20 protein-coding genes are annotated in these 19,554 nt (G+C 66.2%); 13 read left to right on the top strand and 7 right to left on the bottom strand.

From position 1 onward, the window contains the following. Nucleotides 1–166: 166 nt before the first annotated feature. The 10 genes from ACF8LI_RS11550 to ACF8LI_RS11505 all read left to right on the top strand — a co-directional run bounded on the left by ACF8LI_RS11550 (nucleotide 167) and on the right by ACF8LI_RS11505 (nucleotide 9,140). Nucleotides 167–955, top strand: a complete 789-nt coding sequence (locus tag ACF8LI_RS11550) for a GntR family transcriptional regulator (RefSeq protein ID WP_016450201.1) — start codon at nucleotides 167–169, stop codon at nucleotides 953–955. A 134-nt stretch (nucleotides 956–1,089) separates the two neighbouring features. Beyond that, nucleotides 1,090–1,512: a succinate dehydrogenase, cytochrome b556 subunit gene (gene sdhC, locus ACF8LI_RS11545; RefSeq protein WP_016450200.1), complete on the top strand. Its 423-nt coding sequence runs from the start codon at nucleotides 1,090–1,092 to the stop codon at nucleotides 1,510–1,512. A gap of 35 nt (nucleotides 1,513–1,547) precedes the next feature. Continuing rightward, on the top strand, nucleotides 1,548–1,913 hold the full coding sequence (sdhD, locus tag ACF8LI_RS11540; RefSeq protein ID WP_012204346.1) for a succinate dehydrogenase, hydrophobic membrane anchor protein: 366 nt from the start codon (nucleotides 1,548–1,550) through the stop codon (nucleotides 1,911–1,913). Nucleotides 1,914–1,946: 33 nt separating this feature from the next. Next, complete coding sequence (gene sdhA / locus ACF8LI_RS11535) at nucleotides 1,947–3,752, top strand: succinate dehydrogenase flavoprotein subunit (RefSeq protein WP_016450199.1); 1,806 nt, start codon at nucleotides 1,947–1,949, stop codon at nucleotides 3,750–3,752. A gap of 27 nt (nucleotides 3,753–3,779) precedes the next feature. Further along, a complete protein-coding gene (locus tag ACF8LI_RS11530) occupies nucleotides 3,780–4,484 on the top strand; it encodes a succinate dehydrogenase iron-sulfur subunit (protein ID WP_012204344.1) in 705 nt (234 codons plus the stop codon). Next, on the top strand, nucleotides 4,484–4,783 hold the full coding sequence (locus ACF8LI_RS11525; RefSeq protein ID WP_012204343.1) for a succinate dehydrogenase assembly factor 2: 300 nt from the start codon (nucleotides 4,484–4,486) through the stop codon (nucleotides 4,781–4,783). Before ACF8LI_RS11530 ends, ACF8LI_RS11525 begins: the two co-directional genes overlap by 1 nt. Nucleotides 4,784–4,808: 25 nt before the next feature. After that, nucleotides 4,809–6,119 carry a citrate synthase gene (locus tag ACF8LI_RS11520; protein ID WP_016450198.1) on the top strand — a complete coding sequence of 437 codons (1,311 nt, stop codon included), beginning with the start codon at nucleotides 4,809–4,811 and terminating at the stop codon, nucleotides 6,117–6,119. A gap of 240 nt (nucleotides 6,120–6,359) precedes the next feature. Then, a complete protein-coding gene (locus tag ACF8LI_RS11515) occupies nucleotides 6,360–7,022 on the top strand; it encodes an N-acetylmuramoyl-L-alanine amidase (protein ID WP_392412878.1) in 663 nt (220 codons plus the stop codon). Continuing rightward, nucleotides 7,019–7,531, top strand: coding sequence for a hypothetical protein (locus ACF8LI_RS11510; protein ID WP_392412876.1), 513 nt, complete (start codon nucleotides 7,019–7,021; stop codon nucleotides 7,529–7,531). Before ACF8LI_RS11515 ends, ACF8LI_RS11510 begins: the two co-directional genes overlap by 4 nt. Nucleotides 7,532–7,823: 292 nt before the next feature. Continuing rightward, nucleotides 7,824–9,140 (top strand): DEAD/DEAH box helicase, encoded by a 1,317-nt coding sequence (locus tag ACF8LI_RS11505; protein WP_096915707.1) that lies wholly within the window; start codon nucleotides 7,824–7,826, stop codon nucleotides 9,138–9,140. 11 nt (nucleotides 9,141–9,151) lie between these two features. Here the strand turns inward: ACF8LI_RS11505 and ACF8LI_RS11500 are convergent, their stop codons facing one another. Beyond that, a complete protein-coding gene (locus tag ACF8LI_RS11500; protein WP_141829274.1) occupies nucleotides 9,152–10,189 on the bottom strand; it encodes a GlxA family transcriptional regulator in 1,038 nt (345 codons plus the stop codon). A gap of 238 nt (nucleotides 10,190–10,427) precedes the next feature. Between ACF8LI_RS11500 and ACF8LI_RS11495 the strand changes: the two genes are divergently transcribed. After that, a complete protein-coding gene (locus tag ACF8LI_RS11495; protein ID WP_012204334.1) occupies nucleotides 10,428–11,537 on the top strand; it encodes an S-(hydroxymethyl)glutathione dehydrogenase/class III alcohol dehydrogenase in 1,110 nt (369 codons plus the stop codon). A gap of 142 nt (nucleotides 11,538–11,679) precedes the next feature. Beyond that, nucleotides 11,680–12,552, top strand: a complete 873-nt coding sequence (gene fghA / locus ACF8LI_RS11490) for an S-formylglutathione hydrolase (protein WP_392412875.1) — start codon at nucleotides 11,680–11,682, stop codon at nucleotides 12,550–12,552. Nucleotides 12,553–12,696: 144 nt separating this feature from the next. On the opposite strand, the gene phnX is transcribed toward fghA, so the two are convergent. Genes phnX through phnD form a run of 5 tightly spaced genes read right to left on the bottom strand, consistent with a single transcriptional unit; the run spans nucleotide 12,697 to nucleotide 17,331 of the window. Continuing rightward, complete coding sequence (gene phnX / locus ACF8LI_RS11485; RefSeq protein WP_392412873.1) at nucleotides 12,697–13,542, bottom strand: phosphonoacetaldehyde hydrolase; 846 nt, start codon at nucleotides 13,540–13,542, stop codon at nucleotides 12,697–12,699. 54 nt (nucleotides 13,543–13,596) lie between these two features. After that, the gene (gene psrA / locus ACF8LI_RS11480) at nucleotides 13,597–14,685 is read right to left on the bottom strand and encodes an iron-containing alcohol dehydrogenase PsrA (RefSeq protein WP_016450191.1); all 1,089 of its coding nucleotides are present in this window, start codon (nucleotides 14,683–14,685) and stop codon (nucleotides 13,597–13,599) included. A gap of 47 nt (nucleotides 14,686–14,732) precedes the next feature. Then, entirely contained in the window at nucleotides 14,733–15,578 is an 846-nt protein-coding gene (gene phnE / locus ACF8LI_RS11475; RefSeq protein ID WP_013803443.1) for a phosphonate ABC transporter, permease protein PhnE, read from the bottom strand. After that, on the bottom strand, nucleotides 15,578–16,456 hold the full coding sequence (gene phnC, locus ACF8LI_RS11470) for a phosphonate ABC transporter ATP-binding protein (RefSeq protein WP_017406122.1): 879 nt from the start codon (nucleotides 16,454–16,456) through the stop codon (nucleotides 15,578–15,580). Before phnC ends, phnE begins: the two co-directional genes overlap by 1 nt. Further along, complete coding sequence (phnD, locus tag ACF8LI_RS11465) at nucleotides 16,453–17,331, bottom strand: phosphonate ABC transporter substrate-binding protein (RefSeq protein ID WP_043792232.1); 879 nt, start codon at nucleotides 17,329–17,331, stop codon at nucleotides 16,453–16,455. The genes phnC and phnD overlap by 4 nt, the downstream gene beginning before the upstream one ends. 181 nt (nucleotides 17,332–17,512) lie before the next feature. Between phnD and ACF8LI_RS11460 the strand changes: the two genes are divergently transcribed. Beyond that, nucleotides 17,513–18,364: a LysR substrate-binding domain-containing protein gene (locus tag ACF8LI_RS11460; RefSeq protein ID WP_016450187.1), complete on the top strand. Its 852-nt coding sequence runs from the start codon at nucleotides 17,513–17,515 to the stop codon at nucleotides 18,362–18,364. A 16-nt stretch (nucleotides 18,365–18,380) separates the two neighbouring features. On the opposite strand, the gene ACF8LI_RS11455 is transcribed toward ACF8LI_RS11460, so the two are convergent. Further along, nucleotides 18,381–19,523 carry a PA0069 family radical SAM protein gene (locus tag ACF8LI_RS11455; protein ID WP_392412869.1) on the bottom strand — a complete coding sequence of 381 codons (1,143 nt, stop codon included), beginning with the start codon at nucleotides 19,521–19,523 and terminating at the stop codon, nucleotides 18,381–18,383. Between the last annotated feature and the right edge of the window lie 31 nt (nucleotides 19,524–19,554).

Below are 19,554 nucleotides of genomic sequence, written 5' to 3'. Positions count from 1 at the left end.
ACCAGCGTCAGAAACCAGCAGCCCGTGCTCCGCAAACAACGCGAAAGTGTACTCCCGATTTCGGAGCCCGGTCAATTTGTCTTATGTCTTATATAAGATATGATCGACGTCTGTTTCCAAGTCTTTCATCTGCGTCGCCGGGAGCCTCCCCACCCCGAACTTTCCCATGCCAGCCCTGCCTCCCCTCGCCTCTGAAACCGCCGCTGCCACCATCGGCGCGGGCGCATCGACCCCGGCCTTCAGCCCGCTGTACCAGCAGATCAAGGGACTGATACTGCAAAGCCTTGAAGCAGGCGAATGGCGGCCCGGCGAGCTGATCCCCAGCGAGATGGAGCTGGCGGCGCGCTTTCGCGTGAGCCAGGGCACGGTGCGCAAGGCCATCGACGAGCTGGCCGCGGAGAACCTGGTGATGCGCCGCCAGGGCAAGGGCACCTTCGTGGCCACCCACGCGGCCCAGCATGTGCAGTACCGCTTCCTCAAGCTGCAGCCCGACGCCGGCGACCAGCAGGGCGAGGGCCGTGCCGAGCGCCGCATCATCGACTGCCGGCGCCTGCGCGCATCGGCCGACGTGGCGCGCGGCCTGGCGCTGCGCAGCGGCGATGCCGTGATGCATGTGCGCCGCGTGCTGTCGTTCTCCGCAATCCCGACCATTTTGGAAGACATCTGGCTGCCGGGCCACGCCTTCAAGGGCCTGACCGCCGAGCAGATGTCCGCCTACCAGGGCCCCACCTACGCCATGTTCGAGCTGGACTACGGCGTGCGCATGGTGCGCGCCGACGAAAAGATCCGCGCCGTCCTGCCAGAGGCAGAACAGGCCCTGCTGCTGGATGTCCCCAGCACCACGCCCCTGCTGAGCGTGGAGCGCACCGCTTACACATACAACGATGTTCCCATGGAGTTACGCCGTGGCCTGTACCGCACCGACACCCATCACTACCGCAACGCGCTGAGCTGAACGATCCGTTCCCCAGAGAAGCGGGCGAAAATACGCAATTCCCAGCAAAGCTGTTTTTATTGCATTGCAATAGAATTTTGCATCGCCGCCCCTGAGCGATTACGAAGCAGTTACATCCACGAAAGTACCCTGCCATGACTGAGCAAGCCAAAAAGCGGCCAGAGTTCCGCAACATCAACTTCTTCAAGGACCTCCCCACCTACCGGTTGCCGCCGGCCGGCATCGTGTCCATCCTGCACCGCATCAGCGGCCTGCTGATGTTCATCCTGCTGCCTTTCATCCTGTGGATGATGGACATGTCGCTGACTTCGGAGATCTCCTTCGACGGCTTCACCTCGGTTTTCGCGGGTCCCTTCGGATGGTTCCTCAAGCTCGTGTGCCTGGCATTGATCTGGGCCTACCTGCACCACTTCTGCGCCGGCCTGCGCCACCTGTTCATGGACGTGAACCACCATGCGGTCAACAAGCAGTTCGGCAAGACCTCCGCCCTGGTGGTGCTGGTGCTGAGCGTGGGCCTGACCCTGATCCTGGGCGCCAAGCTGTTCGGCCTGTACTGATAGACGATCTCCCCTCACGATAAGGAAAAAGAACCATGTCCGTGAATTACGGCTCCAAGCGCACCGTGGTCGGTGCGCACTACGGCATCCGCGACTGGATGGTGCAGCGCGTCACCGGCGTGCTGATGGCACTGTTCACCATCGTGCTGCTGGCCAAGCTGATCTTCAGCACCGGCTCCGTCGGCTATGACCTGTGGGCCGGCATCTTTGCCCCGCAGTGGATGAAGTTCCTGACCTTCGCCGTGATCGTCTCGCTGGCCTGGCACGTCTGGGTCGGCGTGCGCGACATCTGGATGGACTACGTCAAGCCCGTGGGCCTGCGCCTGGTGCTGAACGTTTTCACCCTGGTCTGGCTGGTCGGCTGCGCCGGCTGGGGCATCCAGATCCTGTGGCGTATCTGATAGAGACGCGGTCTCCACGATTGAAGGTTAAGAATGAGCTACTCCAAAGCAAACATCACCAAGCGCAAGTTTGACGTCGTCATCGTCGGCGCTGGCGGCTCCGGCCTGCGTGCCGCGCTGGAACTGTCGCGCGCCGGCCTGTCCGTGGCCTCGCTGTCCAAGGTCTTCCCCACGCGCTCGCACACCGTGGCCGCGCAAGGCGGCGTGTCCGCTTCGCTGGGCAACATGAGCGAGGACAACTGGCACTACCACTTCTACGACACCATCAAGGGCTCCGACTGGCTCGGCGACCAGGATGCGATCGAGTTCATGTGCCGCGAAGCGCCCAACGTCGTGATCGAGCTGGAACACTTCGGCATGCCGTTCGACCGCAACCCCGACGGCACCATCTACCAGCGCCCCTTCGGCGGCCACACGGCCAACTACGGTGAAAAGCCCGTGCAGCGCGCCTGCGCCGCGGCCGACCGTACTGGCCACGCCATGCTGCACACGCTGTACCAGCAGAACGTCAAGTCCAAGACCAACTTCTTCGTGGAGTGGATGGCGCTGGACCTGATCCGCAACACCCAGGGCGACGTGGTCGGCGTGACCGCCATCGAACTGGAAACCGGCGACCTGTACGAGCTGCACGCCAAGGCCGTGCTGCTGGCCACGGGTGGCGCTGGCCGCATCTTCCAGGCATCGACCAATGCCTTCATCAACACCGGCGACGGCCTGGGCATGGCTGCACGCGCAGGCATCCCGCTGCAGGACATGGAGTTCTGGCAGTTCCACCCCACCGGCGTGGCCGGCGCGGGCGTGCTGCTGACCGAAGGCTGCCGTGGCGAAGGCGCCATCCTGCTCAACAGCGAAGGCGAACGCTTCATGGAGCGCTACGCTCCCACGCTGAAGGATCTGGCACCGCGTGACTTCGTGTCCCGCTCCATGGACCAGGAAATCAAGGAAGGCCGTGGCTGTGGTCCCAACAAGGATTACATCCTGATGAAGCTGGACCACCTGGGCGCCGACACCATCCGCAAGCGCCTGCCTTCGGTGGAAGAGATCGGCCACAACTTCGCCAACGTGGACATCACCAAGGAACCGATTCCCGTGGTGCCCACCATCCACTACCAGATGGGCGGCATTCCCACCAACATCAACGGCCAGGTCGTGGTGTGGGACGGCCAGCAGAACAACGTGGTCAATGGCCTGTACGCCGTGGGCGAATGCTCGTGCGTGTCGGTGCACGGCGCCAACCGCCTGGGCACGAACTCGCTGCTGGACCTGCTGGTCTTCGGCAAGTCGGCCGGCAAGCACATCGTGCAGTTCGTCAACGGCTTCGGCGACCACAAGCCCGTGCCGGCCGATGGCTCCGAGCGCACGCTCACGCGCCTGAACCAGCTCGACGACTCCAAGGAAGGCACCTACGCCCAGGACCTGGCTGGCGACATCCGCGCCACCATGCAGCAGCATGCCGGCGTGTTCCGCACGCAAAAGAGCATGGACGAAGGCGAAGTCAAGATCAACGCCATCCGCGAACGCGTGGGCTCCGTGACCCTCAAGGACAAGTCCAAGGTCTGGAACACCGCCCGCATGGAAGCGCTGGAAGTGGACAACCTGATCGAAGTGGCCCAGGCCACCATGATCTCGGCCGCTGCCCGCCACGAATGCCGCGGCGCCCACACCGTGTACGACTACGAGCATCCTGCCGACCACGCCGAGTTCCCGCTGGGCCGCAATGACAAGGAATGGCTCAAGCACACCCTGTGGTACAGCGCCACCAACAGCCTGGACTACAAGCCCGTGAACCTGAAGCCCCTCACGGTGGACAGCGTGCCGCCCAAGGTCCGCACGTTCTAATCCAGCAGCCCACGAGAGAACAGACAAATGAAGCGCACTTTCAAGATCTACCGCTACGACCCGGACAAGGATGCCAAGCCCTACATGCAGACCGTCGAGGTCGAGCTGGACGGCCACGAGCGCATGCTGCTGGACGCCCTGGTCAAGCTCAAGGAGATGGACCCCTCCATCTCGTTCCGCCGCTCCTGCCGCGAAGGCGTGTGCGGCTCGGACGCGATGAACATCAATGGCAAGAACGGCCTGGCCTGCCTGACGAACATGAAGACCCTGCAGGGCGACATCGTTCTCAAGCCCCTGCCCGGCCTGCCCGTGATCCGCGACCTGATCGTGGACATGACGCAGTTCTTCAAGCAGTACCACTCGATCAAGCCGTACCTGCAGAACGACAGCTTCGCGTCTCCCACCAAGGAGCGCCTGCAGTCGCCTGAAGAGCGCGAAGAGCTCAACGGCCTGTACGAGTGCATTCTGTGCGCCAGCTGCTCCACCAGCTGCCCCAGCTTCTGGTGGAACCCCGACAAGTTCGTGGGCCCGGCCGGCCTGCTGCAGGCCTACCGCTTCATCGCGGACAGCCGCGACGAGGCCACGGGTGACCGCCTTGACAACCTGGAAGATCCGTACCGCCTCTTCCGTTGCCACACCATCATGAACTGCGTGGACGTGTGCCCCAAGCACCTGAACCCCACGCAGGCCATTGGCAAGATCAAGGAACTGATGGTCCGCCGGGCCATCTGATGACCATGACGAATACTCTGCTCGACGAACGCGAGCGAGACCTGCTGCGCTGGCGCTGCCGGCGCGGCCTGGTCGAGAACGACCTGTTCATCGCGCAGTTCTTCGCCACCTACGGAGACCAGCTCACGCGGAGACACGCGAGCGGTCTGTCTGCCTTGATGGACCTGGCAGACAACGACCTGATGGACCTCTTCTTGCGCCGCAAGGAGCCTGAAGGTGAACTCGATACCCAAGAAATCAGGGAAGTTCTGGAACTGGTGCGCAAGCGCAAGCCCGGTTCTCTCCCGCTAGTAGGCTAGGCAATCTAGAGAAGGAAGTTTGGAAATGAAACTCGCAGACAACAAAGCAACGCTGTCTTTCAGCAACGGCGCCCCCAGCGTCGAGCTGCCCGTCTACCAGGGCAACGTCGGTCCCGACGTGGTGGACATCCGCAAGCTGTACGCGCAGACCGGCATGTTCACCTATGACCCGGGCTTCCTCTCTACCGCCTCGTGCCAGTCCGCCATCACCTACATCGATGGCGACAAGGGCGAGCTGCTGTACCGCGGCTACCCCATCGAGCAGCTGGCCAAGAACTGCGACTACCTCGAGACCTGCTACCTGCTGCTGTACGGCGAGCTGCCCAACGAGTCGCAGAAGGCCGACTTCGTCGAGCGCGTGACCAAGCACACCATGGTCAACGAGCAGATGCAGTTCTTCCTGCGTGGTTTCCGCCGTGACGCCCACCCCATGGCCGTCCTGACGGGTCTGGTCGGCGGCATGTCGGCCTTCTACCACGACAACATGGACATCAACAACGCCGAGCACCGCGACATCGCCGCGATCCGCCTGATCGCCAAGATGCCCACGCTGGTCTCCATGGCCTACAAGTACGGCATCGGTGCGCCGTACATGTACCCCAAGAACGACCTGAGCTACGCCGGCAACTTCATGCGCATGATGTTCGGCAACCCCTGCGAGGAGTTCAAGGTGAACCCCGTGGTCGAGCGCGCGCTGGACCGCATCTTCATCCTGCACGCAGACCACGAGCAAAACGCCTCCACCTCCACCGTGCGCCTGTGCGGCTCGTCGGGCACCAACCCCTTCGCCGCCATCTCGGCCGGCGTGGCCTGCCTGTGGGGCCCTGCCCACGGCGGCGCCAACGAAGCCTGCCTGAACATGCTGGAATACCTGCAGGCCAACGGCGGCGTTGCCAAGGTCGGCGAGTTCATGGAACAGGTCAAGGACAAGAACAGCGGCGTCAAGCTGATGGGCTTCGGCCACCGCGTCTACAAGAACTACGACCCCCGCGCCAAGCTCATGCAGGAAACCTGCAATGAAGTGCTGGCCGAACTGGGCCTGGAAAAGGACCCCCTGTTCGCCCTGGCCAAGGAAGTCGAGAAGATCGCCCTGGAAGACGACTACTTCGTGCAGCGCAAGCTCTACCCGAACGTGGACTTCTACTCCGGCATCGTGCAGCGCGCCATCGGCGTGCCCGTGAACCTGTTCACCGGCATCTTCGCCCTGGCCCGCACCGTGGGCTGGATCGCCCAGCTCAACGAGCAGATGGCCGACCCCGAGTACAAGATCGGCCGTCCCCGCCAGCTGTTCACGGGCTCCGTGTCCCGCGACGTCAAGCCGATCGGCCAGCGCTGATCGCAGGTCCGGGCCTCAGCGGCCCGGCACCCAAAAGCCCCATGCCTTTGCATGGGGCTTTTTTCATGGGCGAGTCCACCGTTCCAGAAGGCCACGCCACTCCTAGGAACACCATTCTGGCTATCGTGGCATGGATCTCGATTGATCACATCTACCCTAAGGTGACCGTTGACCCTCCCTGAAACGGGATGGAGGCGCAGCGCAATGCCCGCTGCCGTTCAACGCAACCCCGGGACTCACATGCTTGTCGAAATCACCAAGGACGGAATGCTCATCCATGCGCGCGTCAAGAATGCGCGCAGCCCCGCCATCGAGAGAGGAAAGCGGACCGCCGCCATCACTGGCATCGTCGTGCACCAGACCGATGCCAACACGGCCCAGTCTTCGCTCAACAGCTACAGGAACCCGAAGGCCAATGGGGCGCACTTCCTGATCGACAAGGACGGCACCATCTACCAGACTGCTGCCATCTATCAGCTTGCCAACCATGTGGGGCCGCTGAAGGCAAGATGCCTGCTTGTGGGGAAATGCAGGGCCAAGGACTATGAAGGACTGAAGGCAAAAGGGGTACACCGCATCGAGATGATGAAGGCTCCTGGTGAACGCTATCCGAGCAATATGGAGGCCATCGGTATCGAGATGGTGGGCCGGGCGGAGTTGCCGAAGGGGTTCAAACCTTCCTCCAACGAAGCGGATTTGCCCCCCGAGAGATTGCGAGGAGAGCGCGGCCTCTATCCCGCCCCGACCCAAGCTCAGAACCGGTCACTGACATGGCTTGTTGAAGCACTGCAGGACTCCATGCAACTGTCGCCCGGTGAAGTCTTCAAACATCCCGAGGTAAGTTGGAAAAATCTGACCGAAGCAGAAGGTGCAAACTGGAACCTTCCTACGAACACACCATGAAGTACCACCAATTTTTTTGGGCAATAACTTCAGCGATGGTCATGGCCTCGCCGATTCATGCTGCTGACGCCCGGTATTCTGCAAAGAACATCCAGAAAATCAATATCTTCGCCCCCTCATCAAGCAACCCCGCTTGGGAGGATAAAAAATGGCTCGATTGCGACGATGTGATCCTGACCGAGGAGGATGTGCGATATGCATTGCAGCATATACGCCGAATTTCGGAAAAAGCCTATTTCAGCGAAGAAAACATGGATAGATCCGGATGCTCCGGAGGTGCGTCCGTCACGTTCAAGAGCGGAAAGATCATCGTCATGGATATCGAGCCAACAGGGCGAATCAGAATCTTCGAGGCGAACAGGAAGCTTGAACCCCTTGGAGTGCCCTCACGCTACTACGACTGCGCTCCTTGCAACAAACGCAAGATGCACCTGCTGCAAGACGCCTTGGACCGCGCCACGGAAAGGCGGCTCAAGGAGCTGAAGAGGCTGGGCCGGCTCCCGCCTTGAGTCACGGTCTGGTCTTCTCTTGCGCGCCGGTTTTGGCAATGGCTCTGACGCTTTACTCAACGCTTCGTGCGGCCGATGCCAGATAGCCGCTCAGGCACGCTCCACCGGCCCGGCTGCAACGGCTGGCGGCCTGGAGAACGACCTGCTGGCTGGCCGCGCCGCCTGGCCTGAGCGCCGGGGCCAAGCCCCCTGCTTCACGCAGCGGCGCGGTTTCGCCGACAATGCCCCCCCGGCCCTCGTGGCCGGGCCTTTCTTGCGCCGGGGTTCCGGCCCCAGCCACTCCCTGCACACCATGAACTTTGCCTCCCTCGGCCTGAGCCCGGCGCTGGTCTCCAGCCTCCAAGACCTGGGCCTGGTCGATCCCACGCCCATACAGACCCAGTCCATCGCCCCCGTGCTTGCGGGCCGCGACCTCTGGGCCTGTGCGCCCACGGGCTCGGGCAAGACGGCCGCCTACCTGCTGCCGCTGCTGCAGCGCTGGATGGATGGCGGCAAGGCCCAGGGTGCCCAGGGCGGCTTTGTGCGAACCCTGACCACGCTGATCGTGGTGCCCACGCGCGAGCTGGCCCAGCAGGTGGGCGAGACGCTGTCCGACCTGGGCCGCGCGCTCAAGCAGCCGCCGCGCATCGGCGTGGTCTATGGCGGCGTGTCCATCAACCCGCAGATGATGATGCTGCGCGGCAGTGCCGATTTCCTGGTGGCCACGCCGGGCCGCCTGCTGGACCTGGTGGAGCACAACGCCGTGCGCCTGTCCGCCGTGCGCCACCTGGTGCTGGACGAGGCCGACCGCCTGCTGGACCTGGGCTTTCAGGAAGAGCTGCAACGCGTGCTGGCCCTGCTGCCGAAGCAACGCCAGACCCTGCTGTTCTCAGCCACCTACCCCGACGCCGTGCAATCGCTGGCCACGGGCCTGCTGCACGATCCCGTTCAGGCCCGCGTCGATGCCGCCGAAGGCCAGGATGCCGCCAGCCCGCAAAGCATCACCCAGCGCGCCATTGCCGTGGACCGCGCGCGCCGCACGCAATTGCTGCGCCAGCTGGTGCAGGGCGACACCGCTGCGGGCACCGACCCTGTCACGCTCGAACGTGCCCTGGTCTTCGTGGCCACGCGGCACACGGCCGAACTGGTGGCTGAAAAGCTCTACAAGGCCGGCATCTTCGCCACGGCCTTCCATGGCGACCTGAGCCAGGGCGCACGCAAGGAAGCGCTGGCCGACTTCAAGGCCAAGCGCTGGCAAGTGATGATCACCACCGACCTGGCGGCGCGCGGCATCGACATCACCCAGCTGCCCCTGGTCGTCAACTACGACCTGCCGCGCTCGGCCACCGACTATGTGCACCGCATCGGCCGCACGGGCCGCGCGGGCGAGGACGGCACGGCCATCAGCTTCGTGACGCCGGCCGACCAGGCGCACTGGGCGCTGATCTGCAAGCGCAACCAGCTGGACCTTGAACTGGAGCAGCTGCCGGGCTTCGAGCCCACCGAGCCCGTGCCGCCGCCTCCGGTGGCCCAGGACGGCAACGGCGGCATCAAGGGCCGCCGCCCCAGCAAGAAGGACAAGCTGCGCGCCGCGGCCGCCGAAGCAGCCGAGACCGCAAAAAAGAACTGAGCGTTTCCGGTTCAGCCCGCGCCGCCTCGCCCGCCAAAGCGATCCCGGTACGCCACCGGGGTAATGCCCAGGTGGCGCACGAACAGGTGGCGCAGCGCCTGCTCCGAGCCCAGGCCCACGCGCGCGGCCACGGTCTTGAGCGGCAGATGGGCCTGGCTTTCCAGCAGTTGCTTGGCCGCCTCCAGCCGCGCGCTCTCCACAAAGGCCGTGGGGCTTTGCCCGGTTTCCTGCTGGAACACGCGGCGCAGGTGCCGCTCGCTCATATGGGCCTGCTCGGCCATCTGCGCAAGGGTCAGGGGATCGGCCAGATGGGTCATCACCCACTGCTGCACGGCCTGCACGCCGCCGTGCTGCGCGGCCTGGGCCGCCAGCGGCACGCTGAACTGCGACTGCCCGCCGGGGCGCTTGAGGTACATGACCAGGTCGCGCGCCACCTCCAGCGCCAGCGCGTGGCCGAAATCCTCTTCCACCACGGCCAGGGCCAGGTCAATGCCGGCCGTCACGCCGGCCGAGGTCCACAGCTGGCGGCTGCCTGCGCCATCGCGGATCTCCTCGCGCAGGTAGATGGCATCGGCATCGACCTGCACGCGCGGATGGCGCTGGGCCAGTTGCGCCGTCACGCTCCAGTGCGTGGCCGCGCGCCGGCCGTCCAGCAAGCCCGCCTCGGCCAGGAAGAAGCTGCCCGAGCACAGCGCAATCAGCCGCTGCACGCGCGGCGCCACGCGGCCCAGCCAGGCGACCAGCTCGGCCGAGCCGCCCAGCACCTGCTCGATATGGCGCGAGCCCACGACGACCACGGTGCAGCCCATGCCTGCAGCCTCCAGCCCGGCCAGCGTATGCGTGGCCTCCAGCGACATCAGCGTGTCCGAGCGCACGGGCCCTTGCCGCTGCGAGACCACGCGCACCTCGTAGCCGTCGCTCTGGCCCCGCGCGCGCAGGTGCACGTTGGCATAGTCGAACACCGACATGGGCCCTATGGCCTCCAGCGCCTTGAAGCCGGGGTAGACGACAAGATCGATGCGGTGGGCGCTGGCGTGGCGGTGGTCCATGGGAAACGGCGGGCTCGGAGGCGGTCAGGGTGGAAAGAATGGGGCGGACTATACGAAAAGACGCAAGCACCCACGGCCAGCAGGCCCGGCCGAAGCCGGCCACACCCCTCAGATTCGGACATATCACCTGGGGCTGCGGCCATGATGCGGCCGGGCCGCCCGGCCATGGCCTACATTCAAGGCTTCGCGGAGCGCGCGCACTGCCGTTCCTGAGCCACCCCGACAGAAAGACACGCCCATGAAATCCAAAGCCGCCGTCGCCTTCAAGGCTGGAGAACCCCTGCAGATCGTCGAGATCGACGTGGCCCCCCCGAAAAAGGGCGAGGTCCTGATCAAGATCACCCACACCGGCGTCTGCCACACCGACGCGTTCACGCTGTCGGGCGACGACCCTGAAGGCATCTTCCCCGCCGTGCTCGGCCATGAAGGCGCGGGCATCGTCGTCGAGGTCGGCGAAGGCGTGACCAGCGTCAAGCCCGGCGACCACGTGATCCCGCTGTACACGGCCGAATGCGGCGAATGCCTGTTCTGCAAGAGCGGCAAGACCAACCTGTGCGTTTCCGTGCGCGCCACCCAGGGCAAGGGCGTGATGCCCGACGGCACCACGCGCTTTTCGTACAACGGCGAGCCCATCTACCACTACATGGGCTGCTCCACCTTCAGCGAATACACCGTGGTCGCCGAAGTCTCGCTGGCCAAGATCCACCCCGATGCCAACCCCGAGCAGGTCTGCCTGCTGGGTTGCGGCGTGACCACGGGCCTGGGTGCCGTCAAGAACACCGCCAAGGTCCAGGAAGGCGACACCGTGGCCGTGTTCGGCCTGGGCGGCATCGGCCTGGCCGTGATCCAGGGCGCCAAGCTGGCCAAGGCCGGCCGCATCATCGCAGTGGACACCAACCCCTCCAAGTTCGACCTGGCCCGCACCTTCGGCGCCACCGACTGCGTGAATCCCAAGGATTTCGACAAGCCCATCCAGCAGGTCATCGTCGAGATGACGGGCTGGGGCGTGGACCACAGCTTCGAGTGCATCGGCAACGTCAACGTGATGCGTGCCGCCCTGGAATGCGCCCACCGCGGCTGGGGCCAGTCGGTCATCATCGGCGTGGCCGGCGCGGGCCAGGAAATCTCCACACGCCCCTTCCAGCTGGTGACGGGCCGCAAGTGGCTGGGCACGGCCTTCGGCGGCGTCAAGGGCCGCAGCGAGCTGCCCGGCATGGTCGAGCAGGCCATGAGCGGCGAGATCCAGCTGGCCCCCTTCGTCACGCACACCATGGGCCTGCCGGAGATCAACGAGGCTTTTGACCTGATGCACGAAGGCAAGTCCATCCGCTCCGTCGTCGTGTACTGAAGCTCCCCCTGAGGCGCTGCGCGCCTGGGCAGCGCCAGTTTCATGGGCCGTTGACCGTGTATAGCGTATCAACCCCCAGCTTTGAATGCTGCACGCACCGCTTGCCAAGGTGCCCGTAGCATTTTTCTTTTTGAGGAACACCATGTCCGCAATGCCGCCCCTGGAACTCAAGAACGCCCATGCCTGCTTCGGCGGCGCACAGCGTTTCTACGAGCATTTCTCCGCCGAGATCGGCCTGAACATGAAGTTCTCCGTCTTCCTGCCGCCCAAGGCCGTGGCCGGCGAGAAGGTGCCCGCCGTGCTCTACCTGGCCGGGCTGACCTGCACCGAAGAGACCTTCATGACCAAGGCCGGCGCCCAGCGCCTGGCCGCCGAGCTGGGCATCGCCCTGATCGCGCCCGACACCAGCCCGCGCGGCGCAGGCCTGCCCGGCGAGGCCGATGCCTGGGACTTCGGCGTGGGCGCGGGCTTCTACCTGGACGCCACCACCAAGCCCTGGGCACTGCACTGGCGCATGGAAAGCTATCTGCTGGGCGAGCTGCTGCCGCTGATCGCCGCACGCCTGCCCATCGACGCGCAGCGGCTGGGCATCTTCGGCCACTCCATGGGCGGCCACGGCGCGCTCACGCTGGCGCTGCGCCATCCGGGCCGCTTCAAGAGCCTGTCGGCGTTCGCGCCCATCGCCAACCCCGTCAACTGCCCCTGGGGCCAGAAAGCCTTCTCAGGCTATCTGGGTGATGACCGCAAGGCCTGGGAAGTCCATGACGCCAGCTGCCTGATGGCCGCCCAGACCCAGGCGCCCTACCCGGCCGGCATCCTCGTGGACCAGGGCCTGGCCGACAAGTTCCTGATCGAAAAGCAGCTGCTGCCCGAAGCCTTCGAGGCCGCCTGCGCCCAGGCCGGCCAGCCGCTGACGCTGCGCCGCCACGGGGGCTACGACCACGGCTACTACTTCATCCAGAGCTTCATTGATGACCATCTGCGCCATCATGCAGAGCAGTTGAGTACCCCCTGAGGCGCTTCGCGCCTTCCCCCTCTCTCGCTTCGCGGGAGGGGGACGACGCCATCGCCGCGAGGCGGCTCTTGCTCGGCGTCCCTGTTTTTTGGTCGCGCCAGTTTCAAAGATTAGGCGCAAGGCAAAAAATAGAACGGGCTCATCTCATCCAGGCATGCGTCCCGCGCGCATGTCCTGCGCAATACGCTCCAGAACCTGCGGCAGCTCCTTCACGCTGGCGATCACGTGGTGGGCGCCGGCTGCGCGCAGCTTGGCTTCGGCGCGGGCCACGCGCTCGCGCACTTCTTCGGCGGGGGCGGCGGCCAGTTCGGCGGGGGAGTAGCCGACTTCGTTGCCGGACAGGGTCAGGCCCACGGTCCACATGCCGGCGTTGCGGCCTTCCTCGATGCCGGGCACGGTGTCGTCCACCTTCACGCAGGCACGCACGTCGCCGATGCCCAGCGCCAGCACATTGGCCAGCGCCATGAAGGGGCCGGGGCGGCCTCCTGCGGCCATTTCATCGCCGGCCACCACATGGTCGGGAGCCAGGCCGTTGGCCGCTGCCTGGGGCAGCAGCTGGTTCAGGACTTCACGCGGATAGCCCGAGCACGAGCCCACCTTCAGGCCCTGCGCGCGCAGCCAGCCCAGCAATTCAGGCGCGCCTTCGATGGGTGCCGAGAACTCGCCGACCTTGGCGATCTGCATGGGCATGAAGCGGGCGTAGATGGCATCCACGTCGGCGTCGCCAGGCGGCTGGCCGAAGGCCTTGTGCCATTGCGCGCGGATGCCCTCGTCCTGCAGCAGCTCGTGGATGTGCTGCCACTTGGACAGTCCCATGGGACCGCGCGCCTGGGCCAGGGTGATGGTGATGCCGAAGCTGGCAAAGGCCTCGACAAAGATCTGCGTGGGTGCCAGCGAGCCGAAATCGACCAGGGTGCCGGCCCAGTCGAAGATGACGGCCTGCAGCGGCGACAGATCGGCGGCGGCGGTGGAGACGGTGGTGTGGTTCATGGTGCTTTTTGACAAGGAAAGAGGTTCAAACAGAAGGGGGCCGCGCGCGCCTGTTCATTCCAGCGTGCGGATGAAATTGCGCCCGCGCGGGCCGGATGCGGCCGACTGCAGCAGCTGCTGCCACTCATCCCCAGGCACGCCGTAGTGGGCGGGATCGGTGGCCACGCCCAGGCCTTCGAGGAAGTTGCGCAGGCGCTGCACGGCCAGCTCGCCCGTGGCGGCATCGAAGATGGACAGCAGGGCCGCATCGGCCTCATCGTCAGCGCCCAGGGCCATCTCCAGCACCAGCGGCAGGCTGAACGAGCAGGCAATGCCGTGGGCCACGCCATGGCGCAGCGTGATGTCGTAGGACAGCGAATGCGCCAGCGCCGTGCGGGTGTTGGAGAAGGCCAGGCCGGCCATCAGGGCGGCCTCGGCCATGCGGCTTCGCAGCGGCAGGCTGCCCAGGTCCTGCATCAGCGCGGGCAGCGTGGCCAGGGTGCGGCGCGCGGCGCCCACGGCCAAGGTGGTGGAGACGGGATTGCGGTGCCGGTTCCAGATGGACTCCAGCGCATGCGACAGCGCATCCAGCCCCGAGGCCAGCGTGGCGCCGGCCGGCAGGCTTTGCATGAGCTGCGCGTCGATGATGGCGGCCTCGGGCCAGGTCCAGTGCTGGTGCAGCGAGTGCTTGCGGCCAGCGGCCTGGTCCCAGATCGTGGCCCAGGGCGTGACCTCGCTGCCCGTGCCGGCCGTGGTGGGAATGGCGATCAGCGCCTTGTGGCCTGCGGCCGGCAGGGCCAGCCCCTGCTCCAGGGCCTGCAGCAGTTCGCCGAAACGCCGCGTGGGCGTGGCGCACATCAGCGCCTTGGCCGAGTCGATGGCGCTGCCGCCGCCCAGGGCCACGATGCACGGGACCTCGGCGTATTCGCGGTGCACGCGGTCATACAGCGGGGCCAGCCACTGCACATCGGGATTGGGCGCAATGCCGTCCACCACGCCGCACAGCTGGCTGCCCAGCCGTTGGCGCAGCTGCTGCACCAGGCCCAGGGATTCGGCCTCGGGAAACGTCACCAGCAGGCAGTCGCGCCCGGCCAGCAGCTCGGGCAGGCGGTCCAGGCGGCCGGGGCCGGCATGGATGGCAACGGGGTTGTGATAGGTCCACACAAATCGGTCCTTTGAATGAAACGGGGGCGCCAGGAAAAGCGCTGCCCTCAATGGCGGGTGCCCTGCTGGATGCGGCGGCGCAGCCAGTGGGAGACGAGATCGGCCGCGATCACCATCACGGTGATGACCACGATGCAGGTGGCCGTCTCCTGGTAGCGGAACAGCTTGAGGCTGCCGACCAGCTCGAACCCCAGCCCGCCCGCGCCCACCATGCCCAGCACCGTGGCCGAGCGCAGATTGACCTCGAAGCGGTAGAGCACGACCGCGATCCAGGCCGTGATGGCCTGCGGTATCACGCCGAAGACGATGAGCTGCAATTGCGTGGCGCCTGCGCTGCGCAGGGCCTGCAGCGGGCCGTCGTCGATCTCTTCGATGCTCTCGGCGAAGAACTTGCCCAGCATGCCCATGCCATGCAGGGCCAGGGCCAGCACGCCGGGAAACGGCCCCAGGCCCACGGCCGAGACAAAGACCAGCGCCAGGATCAGCTCGTTGATGCTGCGCACCACGTTCAGGAACTGACGCGTGATGCGCCGCAGCCAGTGCCAGCCATGCAGGTTGCTGGCGGCGATGAAGGACAGCGGCAGCGCCAGCACCACGGACAGCAGCGTGCCCCAGATGGCGATCTGCACCGTCTCCAGCGCGGGCGCCATCAGGCGCGGCAGCATGCTCCAGTCCGGCGGCACGGAGCGCGCCACGAAATCCGCGATCTGGGGCATGCCTGCCGCCAGTTCGCCCCAGCTCATCTGCGCGCCGCCCGCGCTCCAGTGCAGCACCCAGGCGATGGCCAGGGCCGCAGCCGCATAGCCGGTCCAGCCCAGGGCACCGTGGGGGCGCGGCGCGGTCCATTGCCAGCGGTCGCGCGGCTCGGGGCTCCAGGAATTGGCGCTGGTCATCACAGTCCTCCTGCGGGCGCGCTGGCCCGCATCCACGAGGCAGGCACCGGCGCCTGCGCATGCAGGCCGGCAGGCCCTATGGCCTGCGCGCCCGGTGGTGTGTCCGGCTCTGCGCCCTGCCCTGCGCCTTGCCCTGCAGTGGGCTGCGCATGGTAGATGGCCTGCAGCGCGGCCTCGTCCAGCGCCTGCGGCGATCCGTCATAGACCATGCGGCCCTGGGCCAGGCCCAGCACGCGGTCGCCGAACTCCCGCGCGTAGTCCACCTGGTGCAGGTTGCAGACCACGGCAATTCCCAGCTCGCGCGTGGCATCACGCAGGTACTGCAGCACGCTGCGCGCGGTCTTGGGGTCCAGGCTGGCCACGGGCTCGTCGGCCAGGATAACCTGGGGCTGCTGGGCCAGCGCGCGGGCAATGCCCACGCGCTGCATCTGCCCGCCCGACAGCGCCTCGGTGCGCTCCAGCGCCTTGTGGGCCAGGCCCACGCGCTCCAGGCACTGGTCGGCCAGGCGGATATCGCTTTCGCGGAACAGCTGCAGCACCGAGGCCAGGGTGCCGGTCTGGCCCAGGCGCCCGGTCAGCACGTTCTTGCGCACCGACAGGCGCGGCACCAGGTTGTGGTGCTGGAAGACCATGGCCACGTGGCGAGCCAGCTCGCGCCGGCTGTGCCTGCCGCCTCCCAGCATCAGGTCCATGCCGCCCACCTCCAGCGTGCCGCTGTCGGCGCGGGCCAGGCCGTTCATGCAGCGCAGCAGCGTGGACTTGCCGGCCCCCGACAGGCCCAGCATGACGACGAACTCGCCGGGCTGCACATCCAGGTCGATGCCATGCAGCACGTGGTTGCTGCCATAGCTCTTGCGCAATTGGCGGATGCGGATCATTTCATGCTCCCGAGGTCCAGCTTCAGGGCCTTGGCCGTCTGGCGCACCACGTCGTAGGCCTTGTCATCCGTGGCCGCGAAGCCGTCGAGCACGCCCTGGTCACCCCAGGGCAGGTCCTTGACCTCGGCCAGGGCCGCAGCCACCTTCTGCTTGGTGCCGGCGTCCAGGTTCTTGCGCCAGGTCATGGGCGACTCGGGGATGGGCTGGGAGCGCCAGACGATCTGGAAGTCCTCGCGCTTGACCAGGCCCTTGTTCACGGCGGAGTCGAAGATGCGGTCGGCCACGGCCGCCGCATCCACCTTGCCGTTGGCCACGGCCATGATGCTGGCGTCGTGCGAGCCCGAGAAGATCACGCGCGAAAAGCCCTTGTCCGCATCGAAGCCCTCGGCCATCAACCCCGCCTTGGGAAACAGGTGGCCCGACGCCGAGGTCGGGTCCACAAAGGCAAAGCTGCGGCCCTTGAGATCGGCCACGCTGGCCGGGCCCTTGTCCTTGCGGGAGATCACCATGCTGTGGTAAGCGCTCTTGCCCGTCTTCTTGGTCACGGCCACGGCAAAGGCCTCGGCGCCTGCCACCTGGTTGGCCAGCACGTACGAGAACGGGCCGAGGAAGGCGATGTCGATCTTGTTGGAGCGCAGCGCCTCGATCACGCCGTTGTAGTCATTGGCCACGAAGGGCCGCACCTTCATGCCGGTGCGGGTGGCCAGCTGGTCCATGACCTGCTGGCTGGCGCGGATCATGGCCTGCGCGTCCTCCGAGGGGATCAGGCCCACGCGCAGCTCGGCGCTCTGGGCAAAGGCGGCAGTGGTAGCGGTGGAGGCCAGGGCCAGCACGGCGCCGGCATGGCGCAGCCAGGTCTTGCGGTTCATCTTCATGGGAGCGTTCCTTTGCATCAGGTCAGGCACATCGGCGGATCGGTGGATCCGTGAATCGCCGGTCAAATCGCCAGGCGGGTGGGTATGGCTGAATGCTAGGAGCGACATATTTCTGCCATGTGAAAGTTTCAGAATCGGTTTTGACAGCATCCATAGACAAAACCTTGAGATACCGACTTTCGTGAGCAACGCCCGCTACCGCGCCTTCATCGCCGTCGCCCACCATGGCAGCCTCAGCGCCGCCGCCCGCGCACTGGGCGTGAGCCAGCCCACCATCTCCACCCAGATCGCCACGCTGGAGCGCCAAAGCCAGATCGAGCTGTTCCACCGCCGCGGCTACCGCATGACGCTCACGGGCGCAGGCGCCAGACTGCTGCCCATGGCGCAGAAAATCATGGCGCTGGAGGCCGAGGCCGAATTCTTCCTGCGCGACTCGGGGCAGTTGCACCAGGGCGAGCTCAAGATCGGCGCCGTGGGGCCCTTCCATGTGATCGAGATGGTGGCCGCCTACCGCGCACGGCACCCGGGCATGCAGCTGTCCATCCGCATGGGCAACTCGCAGCAGGTGCTGGCCGACCTGGAACGCTACGACACCGACGTGGCCGTGCTCGCCGGCCTCTACGACCGCCCGGAGCTGCTGGCGCGCGAGTACGCGCGCCACGCCATCATCCTGTTCGCCCATGTCGCCCATCCCTTCGCGCGGCGCAGCGAAATCGCGCTGTCCGAACTGCAGGGCCAGCCTCTGCTGCTGCGCGAGCACGGCTCGACCACGCGCACCGCGCTGGAATCGGTGCTGCAGGCCGCCGGGGTGCAGCCGCGCACCGAACTGGAGATCGGCAGCCGCGAAGCCATACGCGAAGCCGTGGCGCGCGGCCTGGGACTGGGCGCCGTGTCCGAAGCCGAATTCATCCCCGACCCGCGCTTTCGCCCGCTGCGCATCGCGGGCGACCCGGCCAGCACCACCACCTATGTCTATTGCATGCGCGAGCGCAGCGACAGCCTGCTGGTGAGGTCGTTTCTGGAGGCGGTTTGAGCCTGCCGGTCCGCGCTCAGAACAGACTGCGTTGCGCCAGCAGCAGCGACGGATGGTAGAGGCTGCAATCGAGCCGCAGCGGCTCGCGGTTGAATCCGTACCGACGGCAGGCCAGGGCGAAGCGCTGGCGCAGCAGCTCGGCCCAGTGGCCAGTACCTTTCATGCGCTGGCCGAACTCGGCGTTGTACACGCGGCCGGCCTCGCGCTGCTCGCCCTGGATGCCGTGCAGGTCGCGCACGCGCTCCATCACGCGGCGGGCGCGGTCGGGGTAGTGCACCTGCAGCCATTGCTCGAACAGCGGCGCCACTTCCCAGGGCAGGCGCAGCACGGCATAGAAGGCGTGGCGCGCACCTGCGTCGGCGGCCGCCTCCAGCACCTTCTCCAGGTCTTCGTTGATGAAGGGAATCTGCGGTGCCAGGCTCACGCCCACGGGCACGCCCGCCTCGGTCAGCGCGCGGATGCTGCGCAGCCGGCGGTACGGCGCGGCAGCGCGCGGCTCCAGGTGGCGTGCCAGGTCTGCGTCCAGCGTGGTCAGCGTGATGTGCACCGAGGCCAGGCCCTGGCGCGCCAGCGGGGCCAGCAGGTCCAGGTCACGCTCCACCCCGCTGCCCTTGGTGACGATGGAAAACGGGTGGCGCGCCTCGGCCAGCACTTCGATCAGGCGGCGCGTCAGCCCCAGCTCGCGCTCTATGGGCTGGTAGCAGTCGGTGACCGAGCCCAGCATCACGGGCGCGGCCACATGGCTGGCGCGCGACAGCTCGGCGCGCAGCAGCTCGGGCAGGTTCTGCTTGGCGATGAGCCGGGTCTCGAAGTCCAGCCCTGGCGACCAGCCCAGGTAGCTGTGCGTGGGCCGGGCATAGCAGTAGATGCAGCCATGCTCGCAGCCCCGGTAGGGATTGAGCCCCATGTGAAACGGCAGGTCGGGCGACTGGTGGCGGCTCAGCGCCGAGCGGGCCTGCTCCCAGCGCAGTTCGGTGCGCAGCGGAGCGGCTTCCTCGCCTTCGGCCGGCGCCTCAAGGCTGCCCCAGCCGTCATCGAAGGCCTCGCGCGGGTCGGTGGTGAAGCGGTGTGCCAGTTGGCTGGCTGCGCCCCGGCCCTTGATGGCGTGCAGGGGCACCCGGGCCGTGTCGTGATCAGGCGTGGGAGGACTGGAAAGCATGAAGCAACTGTATAAAAATACAGTCATACCA

It is taken from the genome of Delftia sp. WSY_12 (assembly GCF_043104645.1).
Classification (GTDB): Bacteria; Pseudomonadota; Gammaproteobacteria; order Burkholderiales; family Burkholderiaceae_C; genus Comamonas; species Comamonas tsuruhatensis.
This window is presented reverse-complemented; position numbering and strand designations above follow the sequence as displayed.